The sequence below is a fragment of the Gryllotalpicola sp. CP2-P1 genome (assembly GCF_057512245.1).
Genome location: NZ_JBLRDT010000026.1, coordinates 1 through 21,782 on the forward strand (window position 1 = coordinate 1; position 21,782 = coordinate 21,782).

The 21,782-nt window shown below is 70.1% G+C and carries 21 protein-coding genes and 1 pseudogene; 10 read left to right on the plus strand and 12 right to left on the minus strand.

Annotated elements, in window-relative coordinates; translation table 11 throughout:
• Positions 1-2,514, plus strand: a 2,514-nt coding sequence (locus ACM2XV_RS03780) for an error-prone DNA polymerase (RefSeq protein ID WP_487026013.1), incomplete at its 5' end; no start/stop codon positions are given.
• Between the two features lie 31 nt (positions 2,515-2,545).
• On the plus strand, positions 2,546-3,091 hold the full coding sequence (locus ACM2XV_RS03785; protein ID WP_487026014.1) for a hypothetical protein: 546 nt from the start codon (positions 2,546-2,548) through the stop codon (positions 3,089-3,091).
• Between the two features lie 99 nt (positions 3,092-3,190).
• Here ACM2XV_RS03785 and ACM2XV_RS03790 read toward each other — a convergent pair whose 3' ends face one another.
• Both ACM2XV_RS03790 and ACM2XV_RS03795 read right to left on the minus strand, forming a co-directional pair.
• Positions 3,191-3,712, minus strand: coding sequence for a DUF6328 family protein (locus ACM2XV_RS03790; protein ID WP_487026015.1), 522 nt, complete (start codon positions 3,710-3,712; stop codon positions 3,191-3,193).
• Positions 3,713-3,721: 9 nt separating this feature from the next.
• Complete coding sequence (locus tag ACM2XV_RS03795) at positions 3,722-5,587, minus strand: DEAD/DEAH box helicase (protein ID WP_487026016.1); 1,866 nt, start codon at positions 5,585-5,587, stop codon at positions 3,722-3,724.
• A gap of 96 nt (positions 5,588-5,683) precedes the next feature.
• Here ACM2XV_RS03795 and ACM2XV_RS03800 point away from each other — a divergent pair, with 96 nt between their 5' ends.
• Positions 5,684-6,508, plus strand: a complete 825-nt coding sequence (locus tag ACM2XV_RS03800; RefSeq protein WP_487026017.1) for an SGNH/GDSL hydrolase family protein — start codon at positions 5,684-5,686, stop codon at positions 6,506-6,508.
• A gap of 27 nt (positions 6,509-6,535) precedes the next feature.
• Here the strand turns inward: ACM2XV_RS03800 and ACM2XV_RS03805 are convergent, their stop codons facing one another.
• Together ACM2XV_RS03805 and ACM2XV_RS03810 are read right to left on the minus strand one after the other, a co-directional pair.
• A complete protein-coding gene (locus ACM2XV_RS03805; protein ID WP_487026018.1) occupies positions 6,536-7,888 on the minus strand; it encodes a D-alanyl-D-alanine carboxypeptidase family protein in 1,353 nt (450 codons plus the stop codon).
• 31 nt (positions 7,889-7,919) lie between these two features.
• Positions 7,920-8,723 carry a TrmH family RNA methyltransferase gene (locus ACM2XV_RS03810; protein ID WP_487026019.1) on the minus strand — a complete coding sequence of 268 codons (804 nt, stop codon included), beginning with the start codon at positions 8,721-8,723 and terminating at the stop codon, positions 7,920-7,922.
• A gap of 52 nt (positions 8,724-8,775) precedes the next feature.
• Here ACM2XV_RS03810 and ACM2XV_RS03815 point away from each other — a divergent pair, with 52 nt between their 5' ends.
• From ACM2XV_RS03815 to ACM2XV_RS03825, 3 genes are all read left to right on the plus strand, one after another.
• The gene (locus tag ACM2XV_RS03815) at positions 8,776-9,603 is read left to right on the plus strand and encodes a Sir2 family NAD-dependent protein deacetylase (protein WP_344778436.1); all 828 of its coding nucleotides are present in this window, start codon (positions 8,776-8,778) and stop codon (positions 9,601-9,603) included.
• 23 nt (positions 9,604-9,626) lie between these two features.
• Positions 9,627-10,241: a histidine phosphatase family protein gene (locus ACM2XV_RS03820; protein ID WP_344778016.1), complete on the plus strand. Its 615-nt coding sequence runs from the start codon at positions 9,627-9,629 to the stop codon at positions 10,239-10,241.
• A gap of 176 nt (positions 10,242-10,417) precedes the next feature.
• Positions 10,418-11,767, plus strand: coding sequence for an HNH endonuclease (locus ACM2XV_RS03825; protein ID WP_487026020.1), 1,350 nt, complete (start codon positions 10,418-10,420; stop codon positions 11,765-11,767).
• A 77-nt stretch (positions 11,768-11,844) separates the two neighbouring features.
• Here ACM2XV_RS03825 and ACM2XV_RS03830 read toward each other — a convergent pair whose 3' ends face one another.
• On the minus strand, positions 11,845-12,930 hold the full coding sequence (locus ACM2XV_RS03830) for a glycosyltransferase family 4 protein (protein WP_487026021.1): 1,086 nt from the start codon (positions 12,928-12,930) through the stop codon (positions 11,845-11,847).
• On the minus strand, positions 12,927-13,784 hold the full coding sequence (locus ACM2XV_RS03835; protein WP_487026022.1) for an alpha/beta fold hydrolase: 858 nt from the start codon (positions 13,782-13,784) through the stop codon (positions 12,927-12,929). Before ACM2XV_RS03835 ends, ACM2XV_RS03830 begins: the two co-directional genes overlap by 4 nt.
• Before the next feature lie 63 nt (positions 13,785-13,847).
• Between ACM2XV_RS03835 and ACM2XV_RS03840 the strand changes: the two genes are divergently transcribed.
• Positions 13,848-14,543, plus strand: coding sequence for an exonuclease domain-containing protein (locus tag ACM2XV_RS03840; protein WP_487026023.1), 696 nt, complete (start codon positions 13,848-13,850; stop codon positions 14,541-14,543).
• A gap of 79 nt (positions 14,544-14,622) precedes the next feature.
• Here ACM2XV_RS03840 and ACM2XV_RS03845 read toward each other — a convergent pair whose 3' ends face one another.
• The 3 genes from ACM2XV_RS03845 to glgA all read right to left on the minus strand — a co-directional run bounded on the left by ACM2XV_RS03845 (position 14,623) and on the right by glgA (position 17,015).
• A complete protein-coding gene (locus tag ACM2XV_RS03845) occupies positions 14,623-14,880 on the minus strand; it encodes a type B 50S ribosomal protein L31 (protein ID WP_344778006.1) in 258 nt (85 codons plus the stop codon).
• Positions 14,881-15,011: 131 nt separating this feature from the next.
• Positions 15,012-15,800, minus strand: coding sequence for an ABC transporter ATP-binding protein (locus ACM2XV_RS03850; protein ID WP_487026024.1), 789 nt, complete (start codon positions 15,798-15,800; stop codon positions 15,012-15,014).
• A 33-nt stretch (positions 15,801-15,833) separates the two neighbouring features.
• A complete protein-coding gene (gene glgA / locus ACM2XV_RS03855; protein WP_487026025.1) occupies positions 15,834-17,015 on the minus strand; it encodes a glycogen synthase in 1,182 nt (393 codons plus the stop codon).
• Positions 17,016-17,062: 47 nt separating this feature from the next.
• Between glgA and glgC the strand changes: the two genes are divergently transcribed.
• A complete protein-coding gene (gene glgC / locus ACM2XV_RS03860; RefSeq protein ID WP_344778000.1) occupies positions 17,063-18,307 on the plus strand; it encodes a glucose-1-phosphate adenylyltransferase in 1,245 nt (414 codons plus the stop codon).
• On the plus strand, positions 18,304-18,966 hold the full coding sequence (serB, locus tag ACM2XV_RS03865) for a phosphoserine phosphatase SerB (protein WP_487026026.1): 663 nt from the start codon (positions 18,304-18,306) through the stop codon (positions 18,964-18,966). The genes glgC and serB overlap by 4 nt, the downstream gene beginning before the upstream one ends.
• 30 nt (positions 18,967-18,996) lie before the next feature.
• On the opposite strand, the gene ACM2XV_RS03870 is transcribed toward serB, so the two are convergent.
• Complete coding sequence (locus ACM2XV_RS03870) at positions 18,997-19,713, minus strand: beta-ketoacyl-ACP reductase (protein WP_487026027.1); 717 nt, start codon at positions 19,711-19,713, stop codon at positions 18,997-18,999.
• Between the two features lie 45 nt (positions 19,714-19,758).
• On the opposite strand from ACM2XV_RS03870, the gene ACM2XV_RS03875 reads away from it, so the two are divergent.
• Positions 19,759-20,031: a DUF3099 domain-containing protein gene (locus ACM2XV_RS03875; protein WP_344777994.1), complete on the plus strand. Its 273-nt coding sequence runs from the start codon at positions 19,759-19,761 to the stop codon at positions 20,029-20,031.
• Between the two features lie 186 nt (positions 20,032-20,217).
• On the opposite strand, the gene ACM2XV_RS03880 is transcribed toward ACM2XV_RS03875, so the two are convergent.
• Both ACM2XV_RS03880 and ACM2XV_RS03885 read right to left on the minus strand, forming a co-directional pair.
• A complete protein-coding gene (locus tag ACM2XV_RS03880; RefSeq protein WP_487026028.1) occupies positions 20,218-21,438 on the minus strand; it encodes an SURF1 family cytochrome oxidase biogenesis protein in 1,221 nt (406 codons plus the stop codon).
• A 106-nt stretch (positions 21,439-21,544) separates the two neighbouring features.
• Positions 21,545-21,782 (minus strand): annotated as a pseudogene (locus ACM2XV_RS03885) (recombinase RecQ); the annotation flags it as partial.

Genomic DNA, 21,782 nt, shown 5'->3' on the forward strand with positions numbered 1-21,782 from the left:
GCGGTCGAGACGACCGTCGACGTGGCATCCGACCTCGCCTTCGAGCTGCGCACCGCGAAGCCGCGCCTTCCTCAGCAGAACGTGCCGGCCGGGCACACCCCGATGAGCTATCTGCGCGAGCTGGTCGAGCTCGGCATCGCCGAGCGGTACCCCGAGGGGAACCGGCCGGAGCCGATCGAGAAGATCCGCGAGCGGCTCGACCACGAGCTCGGCGTCATCGAAGAGAAGGACTTCCCCGGCTACTTCCTGATCGTGCACGACATCGTGCAGTTCGCGCGCGAGCGGGGCATCCTCTGCCAGGGGCGCGGCTCGGCGGCGAACTCGGCGGTCTGCTACGTGCTCGGCATCACGGCCGTCGACGCGATCTTCTACCACCTGCCGTTCGAGCGCTTCCTCTCGTCGCTGCGGGAGGAGGAGCCCGACATCGACGTCGACTTCGACTCGAAGCGGCGGGAGGAGGTCATCCAGTACGTCTTCGAGAAGTACGGCCGTCGCAACGCCGCGCAGGTCGCCAATGTGATCAGCTATCGGCCCAAGGCGGCGGTGCGCGACATGGCGAAGGCACTCGGGCACTCCCCCGGCCAGCAGGACGCGTGGACCAAGCAGGTCGAGGGCTGGGGCGCCCACATCTCGACGGACTCCGGTCACGACATCCCCCAGCCCGTCATCGAGCTCGCCATGCAGCTCATGCACGCGCCGCGGCACCTCGGCATCCACTCGGGCGGCATGGTGCTCACCGAGCGGCCCATCGGCGAGGTCGTGCCGATCGAGCACGCCCGCATGGACGGGCGCACCGTGCTGCAGTGGGACAAGAACGACATCGAGTGGATGGGGCTCGTGAAGTTCGACCTGCTGGGGCTCGGCATGCTCGAGGCGATGCAGTACATGCTCGACCTCGTGCAGAACCGCGTCGGCGAGCACTGGACCCTCGCGACCCTGCCGAAGGAAGAGCCCGCCGTCTACGACATGCTCTGCCGTGCAGACGCGATCGGGGTGTTCCAGGTCGAATCGCGCGCCCAGCTCGGCACGCTTCCCCGCCTCAAGCCGCGGCGGTTCTACGACCTCGTGATCGAGGTGGCGCTGATCAGGCCGGGGCCGATCCAGGGCGGGGCGGTTCACCCGTACATCCGGCGCCGCACGGGCGCCGAGCCGGTGACCTATCTGCACCCGAAGCTCGAGCCGGTGCTGCGCCGCACCCTCGGCATCCCGCTCTTCCAAGAGCAGATCATGCAGATGGCGATGGCGGTCGGCGGGTGCACCGCCGCCGACGCCGACCAGCTGCGGCGCGCGATGGGCTCGAAGCGCGGCGTCGAGAAGATCGACACGCTGCGCGCGAAGCTCTTCGCCGGCATGGCCGAGAACGGCATCACGGGCCACGACGCCGAGAGCATCTACGAGAAGATCGAGGCCTTCGCCGGCTTCGGCTTCGCCGAGAGCCACTCGCTGAGCTTCGCGCTGCTCGTCTATGCGAGCTCGTGGCTCAAGCTGCACTACCCCGCCGCGTTCCTCGCGGGGCTGCTGCGCGCCCAGCCGATGGGCTTCTACTCGGCCCAGTCGCTCACGGGCGACGCGGTGCGCCACGGGGTGACGGTGCTGAACGTCGACCTGATGCGGTCGAACGTGCACGCCGATCTGGAGCCGCTCGATTCAGGGGCGATGACGGATGCCTCGCCCGCGGCGCCCCCCACAGGAATGGACGAGTGCCTGCACTGGCACGCGACGGGCTCCGGCGACCCCGACGTGCTCGACGAGACGACTCCCTTCGACCCGAAGGCTCCCGATGAGTCGGCCGCGCACCGCCGCGACGGGAACTTCGCCGTCAGGCTCGGCCTCGCCGAGGTGAACTCGATCGGTGAGGCGGTCGCCGAGCGGATCGTCGCCGAGCGCGCGCTCGCCCCCTTCGCTGACCTGCACGATCTTGCGCGCCGGGTGGGGCTGAACGCGACGCAGCTCGAGTCGCTGGCAGCGGCCGGCGCGTTCGAGTCGCTCGGGCTCACGCGCCGCGAGGCGGTGTGGCAGGCGGGCTCCGCGTCGCGCGAGCGCCGCGACTACCTGCCGGGCACCGCCGTCGTGGTGCAGCCGCCGCTGCTGCCGATCCTGAGCCCGGCCGAGCAGGTCGTCTACGACCTGTGGGCGACGGGGGTCGCGCCGGGCGACCACCCCATCAGGCACGTGCGCGAGCTGCTTCGGGGTGGGGGCGTGCTCTCGGCCGCCGACCTCATGACGGCGGACCCCGGCAGCAGGGTGCAGGTCGGGGGCGTCGTCACGCACAGGCAGCGGCCGGCGACGGCATCCGGCATCACCTTCGTGAACCTCGAAGACGAGACGGGCCTCGTCAACGTGATCGTGTCGGTCGGGGTGTGGCAGAAGTATCGCCGGGTGGCGCGCGAGGCGCCGGCGATGGTCGTGCGCGGCATCCTCGAGCGCAGCCCCGAGCGTGTCGTCAGCATCGTCGCCGACAAGCTCGAGCGGCTGCCGCTCGCGGCGAAGACGAAGTCTCGCGACTTCGGGTGACGCAGCGCGCGGGCAGCGCCAGACTGTCCGCATGCACTTCCGCGGGCATCTCGGGTCCGATGCGCCGGACCCGGCTCTCGAGATCATCGAGCAGGTCAAGCGGATGCCTGTGCCGGTGCTCGGCCTCGTGCCGCAGCGCCACCTCGAGGACTGGGACGCGTTCGGCATCGCCAGCAGCGGCCACGACGGCGAGCTCGATTCATGCGCGGTGTCGATCAGCTGGGAGGCCGTGACGACGCACTGGAACGCGGAGCCGAGCGCCCACGACGCCGCCCCGGCGCAGCTCGCCGCGCACGTGAACCACATCCTGATGAACGGCTTCCGCGCGACCCGCGTGCGCGGCGCAGGTGGAGACGGCGGCCCCGGCGAGCTCGACAGCCCCGTCGACGAGCGCCATGCGGAGCACGGCGTGACGCTGCTCGTGAACGGGTACGAGCGGTCAGGCATCCGCATCGACACGGACCCCGATGTGTACGGGGTCGGCGTCGCGCTCGACGACGCCAGCTGCGTGACGGCGGTGGTCCCGCGCGACGAGCTGCGCTTCATCGATCTCGCCTTCGCGACGAGGCGGTTCTGACCAGGAAGGCATTTCCTCTGCCCGCGACAATGTGACACGCGGAGGAAACGCGGCGCAGGGGAACGCCGCGCGGGGAACGCCGCCGTTAGCGGTGGTCGATCACCTCGTCTGCCCGCGCGGCTCGCGGGTCTCCTGCGCCTCTCGGCGCAGCACGTCGAGGGGCAGCGCCACCCAGAGGCCGATGATCACCACCGCCGCGACCGCCGCCGCGATGATCCCGGCCGTGAGCGAGATCACGAAGTAGAACAGGAACAGCGCCACGCCGACGATCAGCAGCGCGACGGCGAAGAGTGTCACGCGCAGGATGCGGTTGCTGATCAGCACCGCCTCCTTCTTGGCGTGATGCTGAAAGAGCCAGCGGTGCAGCGACACGGGCGCGAGGGCGAGAAGCGTCGATGCGCACGCGAGCCCCACGAGGATCAGGTACACCACGATGCCGAGCGTCGGAAGCTGCGTGAAGCGCTGCTGGAACGCGAGCGCGAGCAGGAAGCCCGTGAGGATCTGGTTTCCGGTCTGGGTGACGCGCAGTTCCTGCAGGATGTCCTGCCAGTTGCGGTCGTAGCGCTGGGCATCCGATTCCCCGGGGCGATTCAAGCTGTCGGGGCGCGCGTCCTCGCTCATGAGGCGAGATTAGTGGGTGTGCCCCAGACGCTTCCGCAGCAGCTGGATGCGCGCCTCGAGCTGCGTCATCGACGCCTTCGCCACGGGGGGCCCGCCGCAGATGCGGCGCAGCTCGGCGTGCACGAGGCCGTGAGGCTGATCGGATGCCTTCGCATACAGCCCGACGAGGGAGTTGAGCAGCGAGCGCTGCTCTTTGAGCGTGCGGTACAGCGGCAAGGGCTTGGCCGGCGACGGCGGCTCCTCGGGGGAAGGCGCCGGCCGCGATGCGGCGCGCTTCGACTGCCGCGCCTGCCGGTGCATCAGCAGCTCGTGCACCTGCTCTGGCTCCAAGATGCCCGGGATGCCGATGAAGTCGAGCTCCTCTTCGGTCTCGGGCTCGGCGTAGCCGCCGTAGTCCTCGCCGTCGAACAGCACCCGGTCGAACGCCGCGTGTGAGCCGAGCGCCTGGTACGAGAACTGGCCCTCGAGCGAGTCCGACGCCTTGTCGTCCTTCTCGGCGGCCTGCATCATCGCGTCTTCGGGGTTGTACAGGTCCCCCTCTTCCGACGAGATGTCGCGGTCGAGGGCGTGGTCGCGCTCGAGCTCGAGCGCGCCGGCGAGCGCGATCAGCGGCTCGACGTCGGGCAGGAACACCGAGGCGGTCTCGCCGCGCCGCCGAGCGCGCACGAAGCGCCCGATCGCCTGCGCGAAGAACAGCGGCGTCGACGAGTTGGTCGCGTAGACGCCGACGGCGAGGCGGGGCACGTCGACGCCCTCTGACACCATGCGCACCGCGACCATCCACTTCGAATCGGATGCCGCGAACTCGCTGATGCGGTCAGAGGCCTCTTTCTCGTCGGAGAGCACGACGGTGGTCTTCTCGCCCGTCATGCGGTCGAGAATCGCGGCATACGCCCGGGCCTGCTCCTTGTCGGTCGCGATGACCAGCCCGCCCGCGTCCGGGATCTGCTGCCTGACCTCGTCGAGGCGGCGCGTCGCGGCCGAGAACACGGCGGGGATCCAGTCGCCCTCGGGGTCGAGGGCGGTGCGCCACGCCTGCGAGGTGACGTCTTTGGTGTTGCCCTCGCCGAGCCGCGCCTCCATCTCCTCGCCGGCGCGGGTGCGCCAGCGCATGTGCCCGGCGTAGACCATGAACAGCACGGGCCGCACGACGCCGTCGGCGAGCGCCCGCCCGTAGCCGTAGTTGTAGTCGGTGAGCGAGGTGCGGATGCCCTTGGCGTCGGGCAGATAGGTGACGAACGGAATTGGCGCGGTGTCGCTGCGGAACGGCGTTCCCGTCAGCGACAGGCGCCGGGTGGCGCGCTCGAAGGCCTCGCGCACGGCGTCGCCCCACGAGAGCGCGTCGCCGCCGTGGTGCACCTCGTCGAGGATCACGAGGGTGCGTGCGTCTTCGACGATCTCTTTGTGCAGCGACGCCTTCGCGGCGACCTGGGCGTACGTGACGGCGATGCCGCGGTAGTGGCGGGCGAAGCGCCGGTGCGCGTTCTTGAACTCGGCGTCGAGGTGGATGCCGACGCGCGCGGCCGCCTCTGCCCACTGGCGCTTCAGGTGATCGGTCGGGGCGACGACGACGATGCGGTCGACGGTGCGGCGGCCGAGCAGCTCGGTCGCGAGGCGCAGCGCGAAGGTCGTCTTGCCCGCGCCGGGCGTCGCCGACGCGAGGAAGTCGCGCGGCTCGGTGCGGAAGTACTCGTCGAGCGCCTCCTGCTGCCAGGCGCGCAGGCGGGTGGCCGTCCCCCACGGTGCACGCGCCGGGAACGCCGGCGACAGGTGCTCCGCGGCGAAGGTGCCCGGCGTGTGCGTGCTTGATTCGCCGGAAGCCGCGCCCGGGTCGGGCAGCTCGTCGGGTAGCGCGGAGATAGCCGAATCAGACATGCGGATGCGATGCTAACAAGAGGCACCGACACCGCCGGGCGTGTCCCCCACGGGCGCGCCAGACACGGTGCGCACATCGGTGGCAAACTATTTAACATGCCCGAACTATCTACTTTCACCCGATATGTGGCGCTCGGCGACAGCTTCACCGAGGGCCTGGGCGACCCTTACCCCGACGCCGCCGACGGGTTCCGCGGCTGGGCCGACCGGGTCGCGGAAGTGCTCTCTGCGCAGGCCGCGGCCCAGGCATCCGAATTCGCCTACGCCAACCTCGCCGTGCGCGGGAAGCTGGTGCGCCAGATCCTCGCCGACCAGGTCGAGCCCGCCGTGCGGCTGCAGCCCGACCTCATCACGATCTCGGCGGGCGGGAACGACGTGATCCGCCCCGGCACTGACCCCGACGAGATCGCCCGCATCTTCGAGCAGATCATCGCGCGGCTCGCGACGACCGGCGCGACGATCGTCGTGTTCACCGGTGTCGACGTCGGCTGGTCGGGCACGTTCAAGGCGATCAGGGGCAAGGTCGCGGTGTACAACGAGGACGTGCGCGAGATCGCGGCGAAATACGGATGCCTCGTCGCCGATCAGTGGTCGCTGAGAGAGATCCAGGACCAGCGGATGTGGTCGATCGACCGCCTGCACATGTCGCCCCTCGGCCATCAGGCCGTCGCGCGCATGGTGCTGCGCACGCTCGGCGTGCCCAACGACCTGCCCGTGCTGACCCCGGCCCCCGTGCCGCCGCGCACCTGGCGCGAGGCCCGTGCGCAGGACCTGCAGTGGGCGAAGGAGTACGCGTGGCCGTGGGTCGTGCGCCGCATCAAGCACGTTTCGAGCGGCGACGGCCTGCCGCCGAAGCGCCCCGCGCTCGCCCCGCTGGTGCCGATCGCCGAGTCGATGGCGGACGTCGAAGAGCGCGGCTGAAACCCGGCCCCGGGCCCGCGAGCGGGGCTACGAGCCGAGCAGACTGCGCTTGTCGAACAGGTCGCGCCAGACGGGCAGGTCCTGCCAGCCGAAGACGACCTGCGGGTGCGTGAGCCTCCACCACGCGTCGGGGGCGGCGAGCGCGCGCTCGGTCACAAGGTCGGCGACGACCTTCTTGCTTCCGTAGCTGAAGGTGACGGTCCCGGCGACGTCTTTCGCGTCGGCCGTGGTGAGCTTGTCGGCGGTCACCTTCACGGCGACCGAGCTCGCCGAGTAGATCTCGACGCTCGGCTGCGTGGCGGCCAGGAGCCGCGTCGACGCGCCCCACGGCGTCGTGTACGTCGCGTAGACGGTCTTCCCGGCGTCCGTCAGGTCGACCCGGTGGAACGCCTTCTCGTAGCTCGCGATCAGTTTGGGGACACCGCTCCACAGCGCCGCATAGCTGGGCTGGCCGATCATGACGCCCACCAGGGTGCGGCTCGTGCCGTTGACGGTGACCTCGGCGGCGAACAGCAGGCAGTGCCCCGCCTGTTCGGTGTAGCCCGTCTTGACGCCCTTGATGCCCCCGTGCCCGATGAGCGGGTCGGTGTTCTTGATCGTGCCGAGGGTCGGAAGCGTCGTCGACGAGGTGCTCACGATCTTGGCGAGCACCGGGTTCGCGATCGCGAGCTCGCCGATGCCGACGAGGTCGGTCATGTTGCTCACGCTGCCCGGGTCGAACCCCGACGGGTCGGTCATGTGCGTGTGGGTGAACCCATTTTTCTTGAGCCACGCGTTGGCGGCATCCACGAACTTCTGCTGCGAGCCGTACGACCACTCGGCGAGCGAGCGCGCGTAGTTGTTGGCACTCTCGAGCATCATCACCGTCATCGCCTGTGTGAGGTTCAGCTTCTCGCCTGCCTCGACGGTCGCCCACGAGCCGCCCTCTGACCACACCTGGTGCAGGATGTCGACGTCGTGCTGGTCGAACGCGATCGCCGGCCCCGGGTTGCTCGTCGTCACCGGGTATTTCTGCAGCAGCACGAGCGCCGTGATGGTCTTCGTGATGCTCGCGATCGGAACGCTCGCGTCGCTGCCCGTGCTGCCGAGCAGCCCGGGCTGGCCCTCGAGAGCGATGGTGGCACCGCCCTCGGCCGGCCACGCGGGCGCGACCGGCGCCGTCTCGATGGACGCGACCGCGTCGGCGGGCACGACCGCGGCCGTTGCCGGCAGGGGATGCATCAGGCTCGCGGCCACGTACGCGATGGCCGCCAGCGTCGCGACACCCGCCGAGCCGATGGCGGCGATGGCGCCGCGGCGACGGCCGCGCGGGGCCTTCTTCGCGCCTTCGCTCGTCGTGCCGACGCCGGGTTCGGGTTCGACGTCGAGGGCGAGGTTCACGACGTACGATGCTACGGCCTGCGCCCAGGAATCAGCGCAGAGCCCACAGCGCCACGGCGCTCGCCGAGGCGACGTTCAGCGAATCGACGCCGTGCAGCATGGGGATCGTGACGACCGTGTCGGCGGATGCCAGCGCGCGCCGCCCCAGCCCGTCGCCCTCTGCCCCCATCACAAGCGCGACGCGTTCGGGCGCGGCGGCGGCGAAGCGGTCGAGCGTCACCGCGTCCTCGGCGAGAGCCAGGGCGGCGATGTGGAATCCGCTTGCGTGCAGCAGTTCGGCGGCGCCGTCCTTCCAATCCGGAAACCGCGTCCAGGGCACCTGGAGCACCGTTCCCATCGAGACGCGCACGCTGCGGCGGTAGAGGGGGTCTGCGCAGGTGGGGGTGACGAGCACGGCGTCCGCACCGAGTCCTGCCACCGAGCGGAAGATCGCCCCGACGTTGGTGTGATCGACCAGCCCGTCGAGGACGACCACGCGCCGGGCATCCCTCAGCACCTCGGGCACGCTCGGCAGGGTGGGCCGATGCATGGCCGCGAGCGCGCCCCGGTGCAAGTGGTAGCCGGTGAGCCGCTCGAGCAGCGGCGCGTCGCCGACGAAGACGGGCACGTCGGGGAATCCCCCGAGCAGCGGCGCCACGTCGCCCAGCCACTGCTCCTGCACGAGGACCGAGCGCGGCCGGTGGCCCGCCTCGAGGGCGCGGGTGATGACCTTCGTCGACTCGGCGAGGTACAGGCCGCCGGCCGGCTCGGTGACGCGGCGCAGGGCGACGTCGGTGAGCTTCGAGTAATCGGCGAGGGCGGGGTCGTCGAGGTCGTCGATCCGGCGGACATCCATAGGAAACATCTTGCCCGTAGCATTTTGAGTAACAGCGAGGAGGTGCGCCGTGATGCTCGAGACCGAGTCCGACACCCTGCTCGACGCCGCCGTCGACGCGCTCGCCGGGCGAACGATCACGGTGCTGACGGGCGCCGGGGTGAGCACGGATTCCGGCATTCCCGACTACCGCGGCGCCGGGGCCCCGAAGCGCAACCCGATGACGATCGAGCAGTTCCTCGCCTCGCCCCGCGCCCGGCAGCGCTACTGGGCGGGCTCGCACCTCGGCTACAGCCTGTTCGACGCCGCCCGCCCGAATGACGGCCATCGGGCTCTCGCCGAGCTCGAGGCGCGTGGCCTGGTCTCGGGCGTCGTCACTCAGAACGTCGACGGTCTGCACGTGCGCGCCGGGTCGCGCCGCGTGGTGCCGCTGCACGGCACCATGGACCGCGTGGTGTGCCTGAACTGCGGGCAGGTGTTCGCCCGGCCCGACATCGCAGCCCGCATCGATGCGGCGAACCCGTGGCTCGCGAAGCCCGAGGCGGTGGTGATCAACCCCGACGGCGATGCCGAGGTCACCGACGTCGAGAACTTCGTCGTGCCCGACTGCACGGTCTGCGGCGGCCCGCTCAAGCCCGATGTGGTCTTCTTCGGCGAGTTCGTGCCCGTCGACCGCTTCGACGAGGCGAAGGCGCTCATCGCGTCGTCCGACGCGTTGCTGGTCGCGGGCTCGTCGCTCGTGGTCAACACAGGCATCCGGCTCATCGAGCAGGCGCGGCGGCGCAGACTGCCGATCGTCGTGATCAACCGCGGCGTCACCAAGGGCGACTCGCGCGCGACCGTGAAGATCGACGGGGGCACCACCGAGTACCTGGTGGCACTGGCTGACAGGCTCGCCTGAGCCACGACTGACAGACTGGGCGGGTGACCCGCATCTCCCTCGTCCGACATGGCCAGACCGATTGGAACCGCGACGGGCGCATTCAGGGCCGCAGCGACATCCCCCTGAACGACACCGGGCGCGAGCAGGCGCACGAGACCGGGCGCGCGCTGCGCGCTCGCCGCTTCGACGGCATCTATGCCTCGCCTCTCGTGCGCGCGTTCGAGACCGCCGAGATCATCGCGGGCGAGCTGGGGATGCCGGGCCCGGTGGCGGTTCCCGGGCTCGAGGAGCGCAGCTACGGTCGCGCCGAGGGCATGACCGGCCCCGAGATCCGCGCGGCGTTCGGCGACGACCGCGCCGACGTTCCCGAGTGGGAGAACGACGCGGCGCTGCTCGGGCGGGTTCTCGAGGCGCTGTCGGGGCTCGCGGCGCAGCACCGAGGCGAGCGGATTCTCGTCGTCGCCCACGGCGGCGTGATCGGGGCCGTCGCGAGGCACCTGACCGACGGTGCGCGCCCCGCCAAGGGCGAGGCGATCGGGAACGCGTCGGTGCACGATCTTGAGGTGGTCGACGGCGAGCTGCGGCTCGTCGCCTTCAACGTCGCTGCGGCCGAGCTTGCGGGGCTCGAGGAACTCGACGTCGACGTCGAGGTGTAGGCGCGCGAAGTCCGCGGATGCCGCCGTCTGGTGAATCAGACGTATCTCGCGGAACCGACTACACATTCGTAGCTGAATACGAATGGGTTGTCTACAGCCCTAGGATTTCGTGGGCCAATGTCAGTGGTTCGTGGTTGACTGCCGCCATGACATTAGAAGTCTCGTTCGATATCGATGTGGAGAATTCCGCATTCGTGCTCGGCCAGTCGTGGCAGGCCGAGCAATTCGAGCGAGTGTGCGCGGGGCGGCGCGAGATCGCTCGTCTCGAAGCACACGAGGTGCGCATTCTCGCGGGGCTGCTCTACGACGCCGAGGGTGCCGCCGGCGAAGACGCCATCGATGCGGGCGACCCGCAGACGGTGACGCGTCGGCACGAGCTGGCGGTGCGATCCATCGCGATGGAGGTGGCCGCATCGACGAACACGTCGATCCAGGCGGTCGAGGTGAAGCTTGGTGAGGCGTGGACCCTGGCGAACGAGCTGACGGACACGCTGGCCTGCCTCGAAGCCGGTGAGATCTCGCGGGCCCACGCGCACGAGCTGATCGCGGTGACCGGGCACCTCGAGCGCGGCGGCCGGCGAGAGGCAGAGCATGCGCTGCTGCCTTGGGCCAAGCGGCTCGCGCCGTCGCCGTTCCGGCGCAAGGCCAAGCAGATTCTCGAAGCGCTCGAGAAGGATTCCTTCGGTGAGCGCCATGACCGTGCATATGCGAAGCGGCGTGTCGACATCACCGCCGGTCGCGACGGAATGGCGCACCTCGAGGCGTACATCGATGGCGCGGACGCGGCGTTGATCAAGGCCGGGCTCGAGAACGCCGCGAACGAGGCGCGGCAGGCCGGCGACCCTCGGTCGAGGAAGCAGCTCGAGGCGGATTTCGTGGTCGAGCTGCTGACCGAGGGGAACATTGCCATCGGCTCGGCAGCCGATGGCGGGGCCGCCGCGCCGCTTCCCGTGACCAGGCGAGCGGCGGTGACCGTCGACGTGCTCATCCCGGCCGAGACCCTGGCCGGAAAGAACGAGCAGGGCGCCCTCATCCCGGGTTTCGGCATGATCGACCCACAGCGTGCGCGGGAACTGGTGGCCATGGCCCCGAGCCTGAAGCGCATTCTGACCGACCCGATCACGGGTGCCGTTCTGAACTTCGATCGCACGAGCTACCGCATTCCCGCCGGGCTCAGACGGGTCCTGCGCATCCGCGACGGGCACTGTCGCGCACCCGCATGCACCCTTTCGTCCCGCTACACCGATGTCGACCATGCCGTCGACTACGCCCGCGGCGGCCCGACGAGCCTCGCGAACACCTCAGAGCTCTGCGAGGGTCACCACTACGTGAAGCACGAGGGCGGCTGGTCCCTCACGCAATACGCCGACGGAGTCCAGGACTGGCGCGCGCCCTCAGGTCGCACCTATCGCACGTACCCGGACAACCCGTTCGCCGGGGCGCAGAGCGTCGTCGTGCCCGCTCCGTTCGACCTGCCGCCCGATGACGATGACGATGACGATCCTGAGCGCGACGAAGCCGGTTGATCAGCGGTGCGCGGGCGCCAGTCGCGGGTCGGTGGGCGCCGCTGTGACCACGTAAGAGGAGTCCGAACTCCGTGCCGTCACGGTGCCACCGACCGCAGCACCTCGAAGAGGGCCCGCGCCGACGCGGCCCAGGTGAACTTCGCCGCCTGCGCGATTCCCGCGCGGCTTGCGCTTGTCCAGGCATCCCCGGGCTCAAGCGAGCGGATGCCGCGCGCGACGTCCTCGGGCGACGCGGGGTCCACGAACACCGCCGCCTCTCCCCCGACCTCGTGGAAGATCGCGATGTCGCTCGCGACGACCGGCGTGCCGACGCGCATCGCCTCGATGACGGGGATGCCGAAGCCCTCGTCCCACGAGGTCGTGACCAGGGCGTGGGCGCCGAGCAGTGCGGTCTCGTACTCGCCGTCGCTCGCCCCGTTGTGGAAGACGAGCGCGGCGCCCGGGGCGAGATCGGCGAGGCGCGCCCGCTCGGCATCCGTCACGGGGCTCATCAGGTGCAGCTCGTAGTCCGCACCGAGCAGCGGCATCGCGCGCACGAGCGCATCGATGTTCTTGTAGGGCACGAACTGGCCCATATGCACGAGGCGGCGCGGCAACCCGGCCGGCGGCAGGCGGTGCTCCGCCGCCTCGAGCGCGGCGGGTGACGGGTCGGCGGCGGCGTTCGGCACCACGTGCACGGGGCGTCGGGTGAGGCGGTGCTCGGCGATGAGATCGGCGGTCGTCTGCGAGACCGAGACGACGGCGTCGCTGCCGTCGAGCAGCCGGCGCTGGGGCCACCACGACAGGTGGTAGAGCCGCCAGGCGATCTTGACATGCCACGGCATCGAGCGCGGCGGCGTGCGGTGCCGGTAATAGATGAGATCGTGCACGGTGAGCACGAGCCTGTAGGTGCGCCCGCGCGACCCCATGGTCTGCATCGGCGTGAAGACGACATCGGGGTGAAGCCGGTTCACCTCGCGTGCGCGCCACGGCTCCCCCGGGCCGGTCTGCGAGCCGATCTTGTGCCATGGCAGCTCGGGCAGGTTCGCGAGCTGCGCCTCGTCGCTGATCAGCATCTCGACCGGGGTGAGCTTCGCGAGCTCGCGCACGAGCTCGGCGCTGTAGCGGCTGATGCCGTCGTGGCGGCCGGTGCGCACGTAGCGGCAGTCGAACAGGACCCTCACGACGGGCGCCCCGCGCGGCTCGCGAGGAACGACTCGATGAGGGCGGCCGCCTCGGCCGGCTTCTCGTAGTGGATGAGGTGCCCCACGCCGTCGATCACCTCGAGCGTGCCGTCGGGCAGCAGGCCGGCGAGCCGGCGCTCGGCCGAGAGCGGAGTGATCTGGTCCTGCGCGGCGGCCACCAGCAGCACGGGTAGCCGGAGCCGCTCGGCGTACTCGCTCACGTCATGCGACACCGATGCCCGGAACGCCTCGAGCAGCGAGCTGCGGTCGGCGAACAGCGAGAAATAGGCGTCGTGCTGGCCGTGGATCCAGCGCCGCAGCTGCGGGTCGCGCGTGGTCGCCATCGCGATGCTCATCGCGCGCACGATGGCGGGGTTGCGCAGCAGCCCGTTGCCCGCGCGCGCAGGAAGGGCGCGCGCGAGCCAGTAGTAGAAGACCGCGGCAGCCGTCCCGATCGCCTTGGGGCCCTTGAGCGCGGGCGCGCCGACGGGGTTCACGAGAACGGCGAGGGATGCCTCGACGCGGCGATCGGCAAGCGCGGCGGCGACCACGATCGAGCCGAAGGAGTGCCCGAGCAGCGTGACGGTCCCGTCGGGGGCGACGGCGCGGCGGAACTCGCCGAGCCAGCGCGCGTAGCCGTCGATGTCGTGCGGGCGATCGGTGAAGGCATCCGATGCCCCGAATCCGGGAAGGTCGGCGGCGATCACCCGGCGGCCGGTGAGACGCTCGATGATCGGCTCGAGGCCGTGGTGGTCGCCGCGGAAGCCGTGCACCGCGATGATCGGGGCCGAGTCGCCCTCCGGGCCGTAGGCGACCCAGCGCGTGACCCCGCCGGGAAGCTCGATCTCGTGCATCGCCTCTCAGGCTACCGAGCGTCGCAGCCGTCGGGTGTCAGAGGTCGCTTCTACCCTGGACACATGAGCGGATGGCATGAGCAGCTGGGCGTCTTCGACCTCGAGACGACGGGCGTCGACACCGAGACGGCGCGCATCGTGACGGCGCACGTGGGCGTCATCAACGAGCAGGGCATCACGGTGTCGCGGCAAGACTGGGTGATCGACCCGATGGTCGAGATCCCCGACGGTGCGGCTGCGGTGCACGGCTACACGACCGAGCGCGTGCGCCTCGAGGGCATGGATGCCGCGACGGGCGTGGCCGAGATCGTGTCGGCCCTGCGGGTGCTGTTCGAGCGGGGCATCCCGGTCGTCGCCTACAACGCGCCCTACGACTTCACCGTGCTCAACCGCGAGGCGAAGCGCTACGGGGTCACTCCGCTCGAGAACCCGCTGCCGGTGATCGACCCGCTCGTCATCGACAAGGCCGTCGACCGCTACCGCAAGGGCAAGCGCACGCTCGAGCTCACGGCGCAGTTCTACGGCGTCGACCTCGGCGAGGACGCGCACGACGCCGGCTACGACGCGATCGCCGCCGGCCGCGTCGCCCAGGCCATCGCCGTCAAGTTCGCCGCTGAGCTCGCGATGACGGCGGCCGAGCTGCACGCACGCCAGGTCGACTGGTTCCGCCAGCAGGAGGAGAGCTACGCGGAGTTCCGCCGGAACAAGCTCGGCGACCTCAACTTCGTCGCGACGGGCACCTGGCCAGAGCGCTTCTGACGGGCGAGACCGTCACCGGGCATGCGAAAAGGCCCCGGCGTAGCCCGGGGCCTTTCGTGAGGTGCTGAGCGGTGGCTGCCTACTTGCTGCCGCCGAAGCCCTTGAAGCGCTGGTTGAACTTCTCGACGCGACCGGCCGAGTCCATGATGCGCTGCTTGCCGGTGTAGAACGGGTGCGACTCGGACGAGATCTCGACGTCGATGACGGGGTACGTGTTGCCGTCCTCCCACTCGATGGTCTTGTCGCTGTTCACGGTCGAACGCGTGAGGAACGTCGCGCCCGAAGCCAGGTCGCGGAAGACCACCGGGGCGTAGTTCGGGTGGATGTCAGCCTTCATAGTCAGTGCCTTTGAAACAGTCGAATGGATAGGTGTGAAGTGCGAAATCGTCGGCCCGCCGAGGTCTGAAGGACACAATCTCGCGTCACGCGAGGGGGCCAAACACCGATTCTATCAGGTCGCGGAAGCGATCACGACTTGGCGCGGGCGGTGAAGCGGCCCTCAGTCTCGGTGACCTCGACCCCGATGCCGAAGGCGCCCGACAGCACGTCGGAGTTCAGCGTCTCGCCGATCGGCCCCGCAGCGGCGACTCGGCCGCCCGCGAGCACGATGGCATGCGTGAACCCGACCGGCACCTCCTCGACGTGGTGGGTCACTATGATGATCGCCGGCGCCGAGGGCGAGCTCGCGTAGCCGCCGAGTAGCTGCACGAGCTCTTCGCGGGCACCGAGGTCGAGCGAGGCGGCGGGCTCGTCGAGCAGCAGCAGCTCGGGGTCGGCCATCACCGAGCGGGCGATCTGCACGCGCTTCTGCTCGCCGTCGGAGAGCTCGCCGAACTTCCGATCGGCGAGGTGGTCGACCTTCCACTCCGAGAGCACGCGGTGGGCGCGGCGCTCGTCGATGTCCTCGTACTCCTCTTTCCACCGCGCGGTGATGCCGTACGCGGCGGTGAGCACGATGTCGAGCACGGTCTCGCCATAGGGAAGCCGGCGAGAGAGCGAGCTCGAGGCGAAGCCGATGTGGGGGCGGAGCTCGGCCGGGTCGATCTCGGCCGTGTTCTCGTCGAGCAGGGTGACGGTGCCCGCCGTGGGGGCGAGCTGGGCCGCCGCGAGCTGCAGCAGCGTGGTCTTGCCCGCGCCGTTCGGGCCGAGCACGATCCAGCGCTGGTCGCTCGTCACGGTCCAGTCGATGCCCTCGAGGATCGTGGTGCCTGAGCGCTCGACTCCGGCGGACTGCATGCTGACGACGGTGCTCGACATGCCTCCAACCCTATCGGCAGATCACGGCTCGGATCAGAGCAGGCCGGCGTAGACGGATGCCGTCTGCTCGGCGATGGACGACCACGAGAAGGCATCCCTCGCACGCTCGTAGCCCGCCTGCCCCATGACCCGCGCCCGCGCAGGGTCGGCGACCACCTCGGTGAGCGCGGCGGCGAGGTCGGCGACGAAGCGATCGGGATCGATCGGCGTGCCGGTGCCGTCCTGCATCTGCTCGATCGGCACGAGGCGGCCGGTCACGCCGTCGACGACGACCTCGGGGATGCCGCCCGTGGCGGTGCCGACGACGGGAAGCCCGCACGCCATCGCCTCGAGGTTCACGATGCCGAGCGGCTCATACACCGACGGGCAGACGAACACGGTCGATGCCGAGAGCACGGCGGTGAGCTGGTCGCGCGGCAGGATCTGCTCGATCCACACGACGCCCGAGCGCTCAGCCTGCAGCTCGGCGACGAGGCCCTGCACCTCCGCCATGATCTCGGGGGTGTCCGGAGCGCCCGCGCAGAGCACGAGCTGCACGTCGGCGGGCAGCGACTTCGCCGCCCGCAGCAGATAGGGCAGGCCCTTCTGACGGGTGATGCGGCCGACGAACACGACCGCGGGCCGGTCGGGGTCCACGCCGAGAGCGCGCGCCGCGTCGCGGTCGGGGTTCGGCTGCCACGCCGACAGATCGATGCCGTTGTAGACGACGTGCGTCTTCGCGGGGTCGATCGCCGGGTACGAGCGCAGGATGTCGCGGCGCATGCCCTCTGAGACCGCGATCACGGCATCCGCCGCCTCATATGCCGTCTGCTCGATCCAGCTCGAGACGCGGTAGCCGCCGCCCAGCTGCTCGGCCTTCCACGGCCGCAGGGGCTCGAGGCTGTGCGCCGTGACGACGTGCGGGATTCCGTGCAGCAGCTTCGCAATGTGGCCTGCGCCGTTCGCATACCAGGTATGCGAGTGGACGATGTCGGCGCCGGCGGCCGCCTGCGCCATCTGCAGGTCGACGCCGAGCGTGGTGATCGAGGGGTTGGCGGATGCCAGTTCCGCAGGCACCCCGTAGGAGTACACGCCCGCCTCATCGCGGGGCTTTCCGAAGGCGTGCACGCGCACCTCGGTGTGCGTGCGCAGCGCTTTCACGAGCTCGGCGACATGGACCCCCGCGCCCCCGTAAACCTCGGGTGGATACTCACGTGTCATGAGGTCGACTCGCATAGTCAAGACGCTAGTACAGGCACGCGAGGCCAACTAATGTCGGTTTCATGAGGGCTGGCAGGAAGATCTTCGGCGTTGTTCTGGCCGGCGGCGAAGGCAAGCGCCTGATGCCGCTCACGGCGGACCGAGCGAAGCCGGCGGTGCCCTTCGGCGGCCAGTACCGTCTCATCGACTTCGCGCTCTCGAACCTCGTCAATTCCGACCTGCGTCAGCTCGTCGTGCTCACGCAGTACAAGTCGCACTCGCTCGACCGCCACATCTCGCAGACCTGGCGCCTCCCCCAGCTGCTCAACTCCTACGTCTCGTCGGTGCCCGCCCAGCAGCGCCTCGGCAAGCGCTGGTTCTCCGGCTCGGCCGACGCCATCCTGCAGAACCTCAACCTGCTTCGTGACGCCAAGCCCGACATCGTGGTCGTGGTCGGCGCCGATCACGTCTACCGCATGGACTTCGCGCAGATGATCGAGGCGCACATCGCCTCGGGCGCGCGTGCGACGGTCGCGGCGATCCGCCAGCCGATCTCGCTCGCCAACCAGTTCGGCGTCATCGAGGTCGACGCCAAGCACCCCGACAAGATCGGCGCGTTCCGCGAGAAGCCGTCCGACCCGGTGGGGCTGCCCGACTCGCCGCACGAGGTGTTCGCCTCGATGGGCAACTACGTCTTCGACACCGACGCGCTCGTCGAGGCGGTCGAGAGCGACGCCGAGCGGCCCGAGTCGAACCACGACATGGGCGGCGACATCGTGCCGTACTTCGTCGAGCGCGGCGAGGCCGGAGTCTACGACTTCAAGGACAACGACGTCCCCGGGTCGACGGCGCGCGACCGCGCCTACTGGCGCGACGTGGGAACCATCGAGTCGTTCTTCGAGGCGCACCAGGACCTGATCTCGGCGCTGCCGATCTTCAATCTGTACAACCGCGAGTGGCCGATCTACTCGCAGGAGCTGAACTCACCGCCGGCCAAGGTCGTGCGCGACGCGCGCGGGTCGATCGGCGCGACCATCGACTCGATCGTCTCGCTCGGCTCGGTCATCTCGGGCGCGCATGTCGAGCGCAGCGTGCTCGGGCCCTGGACGCTCATCGACTCCGGGGCGAACATCACCGACACCGTCGCCTTCGACCGCGTCACCATCGGCCCCGACGCCCATGTGCGCCGTGCCATTCTTGACAAGGATGTCGTCATCGAGCAGGGCGCCGAGGTCGGCATCGACCTCGCGCGCGACCGTGCGCGCGGTTTCACCGTCACCGAGTCCGGCCTCGTCGTGGTCGGAAAGGGAGTTCGCGTCGTTCCATGAGTTCCTCGCTCGCGCAGGTCGCTGCGCCGTTCCTGGTCGTTCTCGACGCGGATTCGACGCTCCTGCACGATGAGGTGATCGAACTCATCGCCGATCACGCCGGCACCACCGCCCTGGTGGCAGACATCACGACGCGCGCGATGATGGGCGAGCTCGATTTCGTGGCGTCGCTGCGCGAGCGCGTGGCGACCCTCGCGGGGCTGAGCACGGATGCCTTCGCCGAGGTCCGCTCGCGTCTGACGGTGACAGCCGGGGTGCGTGAGCTGATCGACGCCGTGCACGCCGCGGGCGGCAAGGTCGGCGTCGTCTCCGGCGGGTTCCACGAGGTCCTCGACCCGATCGCCTCGCAGCTCGGCGTCGACTTCTGGCGCGCCAACCGCTTCGAGGTGGCCGACGGTCGACTCACGGGTCGGGTCGACGGTGCGATCGTCGACGCGCTGGCGAAGGCGACCGCCCTCAAGGAGTGGGCGGATGCCTCCGGCATCCCCGCCTCGCGCACGATCGCCGTCGGCGACGGTGCCAACGATCTCGAGATGATGGCGATCGCCGGCCTCGCGGTCGCCTTCAACGCCAAGCCGCGCGTGCGCGAGCAGGCCGATGTGATCGTCGACCGGCAGGACCTGTCGCAGCTGCTGCCGCTTCTGGGCCTACGCGGCTGAGGCCGCTCCGGCGAAGCCGAAGCCCGCGGGTCAGTGCCCCATTCCGAGGCCGCCGTCGACGGGGATGACGGCGCCCGAGATGTACGCCGCGTCGTCGGAGGCGACCCACGCGACCGCCTTCGCGATCTCGCGCGCCGTGCCGTAGCGGCCGGCGGGGATGGCCTTCTTGTAGGCGGCGGTCTGTTCCTCGGGCAGCTCGGCCGTCATGTCGGTCTCGATGAAGCCCGGGGCGACGACGTTGGCCGTGATGCCGCGGCTGCCGAGCTCGCGGGTGATCGAGCGCGCCATGCCGACGAGTCCCGCCTTCGAGGCGGAGTAGTTCACCTGGCCGGGGTTGCCGTAGAGGCCCGAGACCGACGAGATGAAGACGATGCGGCCGTGCTTGGACTTGAGCATGCCCTTGAGGGCGCGCTTGGCGACGCGGAAGGAGCCCCCGAGGTTTGTGTCGACGACGGCGTCGAAGTCCTCGTCGCTCATGCGCAGCATGAGGGTGTCACGGGTGATGCCGGCGTTCGCGACCACGACCTCGACCGGCCCGAGGGCGGTCTCGACCTCGGTGAACGCGGCGTCGACGGCATCCGCATCGGTCACATCGGCGCGCACCGTGAGGGCGCCGGCCGGGCCCTCGCCCGAGCGCGCCGTGACGGCGACGCGGTGCCCTTGGGCCACGAACTCCTCGGCGATGGCGAAGCCGATACCACGGTTTCCGCCGGTGACGAGCACGGTGCGAGCGGTTGATTCAGGCATATAGGAATCGTATTGGCACCCGCGGCTTAGGCTTGACCGGAGCCCATGAAGAGCACGTCGCACACCATCACCTCGCTGCCGCCCTCCCCCGATCAGGAGCGGCGCCGGCGAATGCTCGAGTACTCGATCATGATGGGCATCCGCGTGCTGTGCGTCCTCGCCTGCATCTGGGTGCGCGGCTGGTGGCTGCTGATCCCGGCCCTCGGCGCGATCTTCCTGCCCTACTTCGCGGTCGTCGTCGCGAACGCGGCCCAGTCGGGCGCTCGCGGCCAGGTCGAGCGGCCCGGCGCGCTCGTGCGGCGCGAGGACCGGCGGTGAGCCTGTTCGGCGAGCCGACTGCTCACGAGTGCTCGCGTGCGGGCTGCCGAGAGGCCGCCACGTGGCGGCTCGACTGGCGGAACCCCAAGATCCACGCCGAGGGGCGATTCAAGACGTGGCTCGCCTGCGACGAGCATCGCGAGTTCCTGAACGGATTCCTGAGCTCACGGGGCTTCCCCGTGACGGTCAGTCCACTCGATCGGGGTGACGATCAGGGCCGGCCGAGTCGCCGGAATCCGCCGGTTCAGCAGGACCCGTCGCAGGCTCGCTCGGCTGGATGACGATCACGTCTGGGCCGCGCCGCGGCGACTGCTGAGAGGATGCCGACGCATCGGCCCCCGGCGCACCTGCCGCGGACGCCCCGCCGATCGCCCCGAAGCTGCGCGGCGCGGGCGGCAGGACCGAGACGGTGCCCTCGATGCCCCAGCGGGACAGCGGCACGTAGCCGTCGAGGAGCTCGTCCTCGATCTCGGCGTCGGTGAACTTCTTGCGCGCCGCCCTCTGCCGCCGCTTACGGGCGCGCTCGCGCTCTTCCGGATGGTCGGCGTTGAGGCGGCGGAACTCGGTGCGCATCGCGTACCAGAGACCGCCGAAGCCGATCATCGCGATGAGCACCCACTGGATCATGTAGGACCAGTGGATGACCGTGCCGACGGTGGGCACGCCCGTGACCACTTTCGTCAGCGCCGTCGCCGACGCGGGCGTCTGCGTGTCGAGCAGACCGTAGGCCCCCGTGTAGACGGCACCGCCGCCGAGCCGCTGCCTGACCTGCTCGAGGTTGATCGACTCGATCTGGTTCCGGATCGCCGGAGTCGAGCCCTTGACCGCTTCGCTCGGCTCGATGCGCGCGACGAGGCTGACCGTGCCGCTCGGTGGCTTGGGCTCGGACTTGGGCCGGGCGGGGTCCGACCCGGGGCCGATGCAGCCGCGGTCGACGATGAAGATCTTGCCGTCTGAGAGCTTGAGGGGCGTCAGCACCTCGAAGCCGGTGCCGTTGCCGCAGGGGCGGGTGCGCACGAAGAGCTGGTCCTTCGTGAGGTACTCCCCCGTGACCGCGACGGGTTTCCACTGGTCATGGGCGTCGTAGGCGTCGAGTCGTGGAAGCACGGTGTCGAGCGAGACCGGCGCCGCGTGGAAGTTCTGCTCGACGCGCGCGTTGTAGCGCGTCGCCTGCTGGCCGCGGTCGTACTGCCAGTGCGAGAGGAAGACGCAGGCGATGGCGAACACCACTGCGGCGAGGATGTAGACGATCCAGCGGCGCGTGCGGGTGAACTCCCACCCGACCATGCCCTCGGTCGTCGTGTCGTAGACGGCGGCCGTCTTCCGCTCGAGAGCCCCCGGGCGGCGAATGTCGACAGCGCGTGCTGAGCGGCGCTGCAACGACCCCTGCGGGTGACGATCTGGCACGGACTACTGGCTTCTGTCGGGGCGGGCGTGGGCTGGGAGCGGCTCGGCGGGCCGCCTTCGATCCTCTCGCGTCTCGCTGAACGCTTCCTCTTACGGTAGCTCGCCGCTACCCCTGCAGCGCCGCCGCGAACGGGAGCACCGCGCTCGCGCCGGCGCGGCGGAGCTCGCGCGCGGCGACCGTGATCGTCCACCGGCTGTCGATGAGGTCGTCGACCAGCAGAACGGGGGCGCCGGGCGGCAGCGCGAGATCGGAGGCGTCGAAGCGGCCCCACACGGAGCCGAGACGGAAGACGCTGTTCCCGCCGGGGCCGCCCGCCGGGCCGCCGTGTCGCAGCCCCAGCGCG

Bases quoted from the DNA above. Each gene is read 5' to 3' on its own strand.
- ACM2XV_RS03785 (WP_487026014.1), top strand. From the start codon at position 2,546: ATGCACTTCCGCGGGCATCTCGGGTCCGATGCGCCGGACCCGGCTCTC.
- ACM2XV_RS03790 (WP_487026015.1), bottom strand. From the start codon at position 3,712: ATGAGCGAGGACGCGCGCCCCGACAGCTTGAATCGCCCCGGGGAATCG.
- ACM2XV_RS03795 (WP_487026016.1), bottom strand. From the start codon at position 5,587: ATGTCTGATTCGGCTATCTCCGCGCTACCCGACGAGCTGCCCGACCCG.
- ACM2XV_RS03800 (WP_487026017.1), top strand. From the start codon at position 5,684: ATGCCCGAACTATCTACTTTCACCCGATATGTGGCGCTCGGCGACAGC.
- ACM2XV_RS03810 (WP_487026019.1), bottom strand. From the start codon at position 8,723: ATGGATGTCCGCCGGATCGACGACCTCGACGACCCCGCCCTCGCCGAT.
- ACM2XV_RS03815 (WP_344778436.1), top strand. From the start codon at position 8,776: ATGCTCGAGACCGAGTCCGACACCCTGCTCGACGCCGCCGTCGACGCG.
- ACM2XV_RS03835 (WP_487026022.1), bottom strand. From the start codon at position 13,784: ATGCACGAGATCGAGCTTCCCGGCGGGGTCACGCGCTGGGTCGCCTAC.
- ACM2XV_RS03840 (WP_487026023.1), top strand. From the start codon at position 13,848: ATGAGCGGATGGCATGAGCAGCTGGGCGTCTTCGACCTCGAGACGACG.
- ACM2XV_RS03845 (WP_344778006.1), bottom strand. From the start codon at position 14,880: ATGAAGGCTGACATCCACCCGAACTACGCCCCGGTGGTCTTCCGCGAC.
- ACM2XV_RS03850 (WP_487026024.1), bottom strand. From the start codon at position 15,800: ATGTCGAGCACCGTCGTCAGCATGCAGTCCGCCGGAGTCGAGCGCTCA.
- glgA (WP_487026025.1), bottom strand. From the start codon at position 17,015: ATGCGAGTCGACCTCATGACACGTGAGTATCCACCCGAGGTTTACGGG.
- glgC (WP_344778000.1), top strand. From the start codon at position 17,063: ATGAGGGCTGGCAGGAAGATCTTCGGCGTTGTTCTGGCCGGCGGCGAA.
- serB (WP_487026026.1), top strand. From the start codon at position 18,304: ATGAGTTCCTCGCTCGCGCAGGTCGCTGCGCCGTTCCTGGTCGTTCTC.
- ACM2XV_RS03870 (WP_487026027.1), bottom strand. From the start codon at position 19,713: ATGCCTGAATCAACCGCTCGCACCGTGCTCGTCACCGGCGGAAACCGT.
- ACM2XV_RS03875 (WP_344777994.1), top strand. From the start codon at position 19,759: ATGAAGAGCACGTCGCACACCATCACCTCGCTGCCGCCCTCCCCCGAT.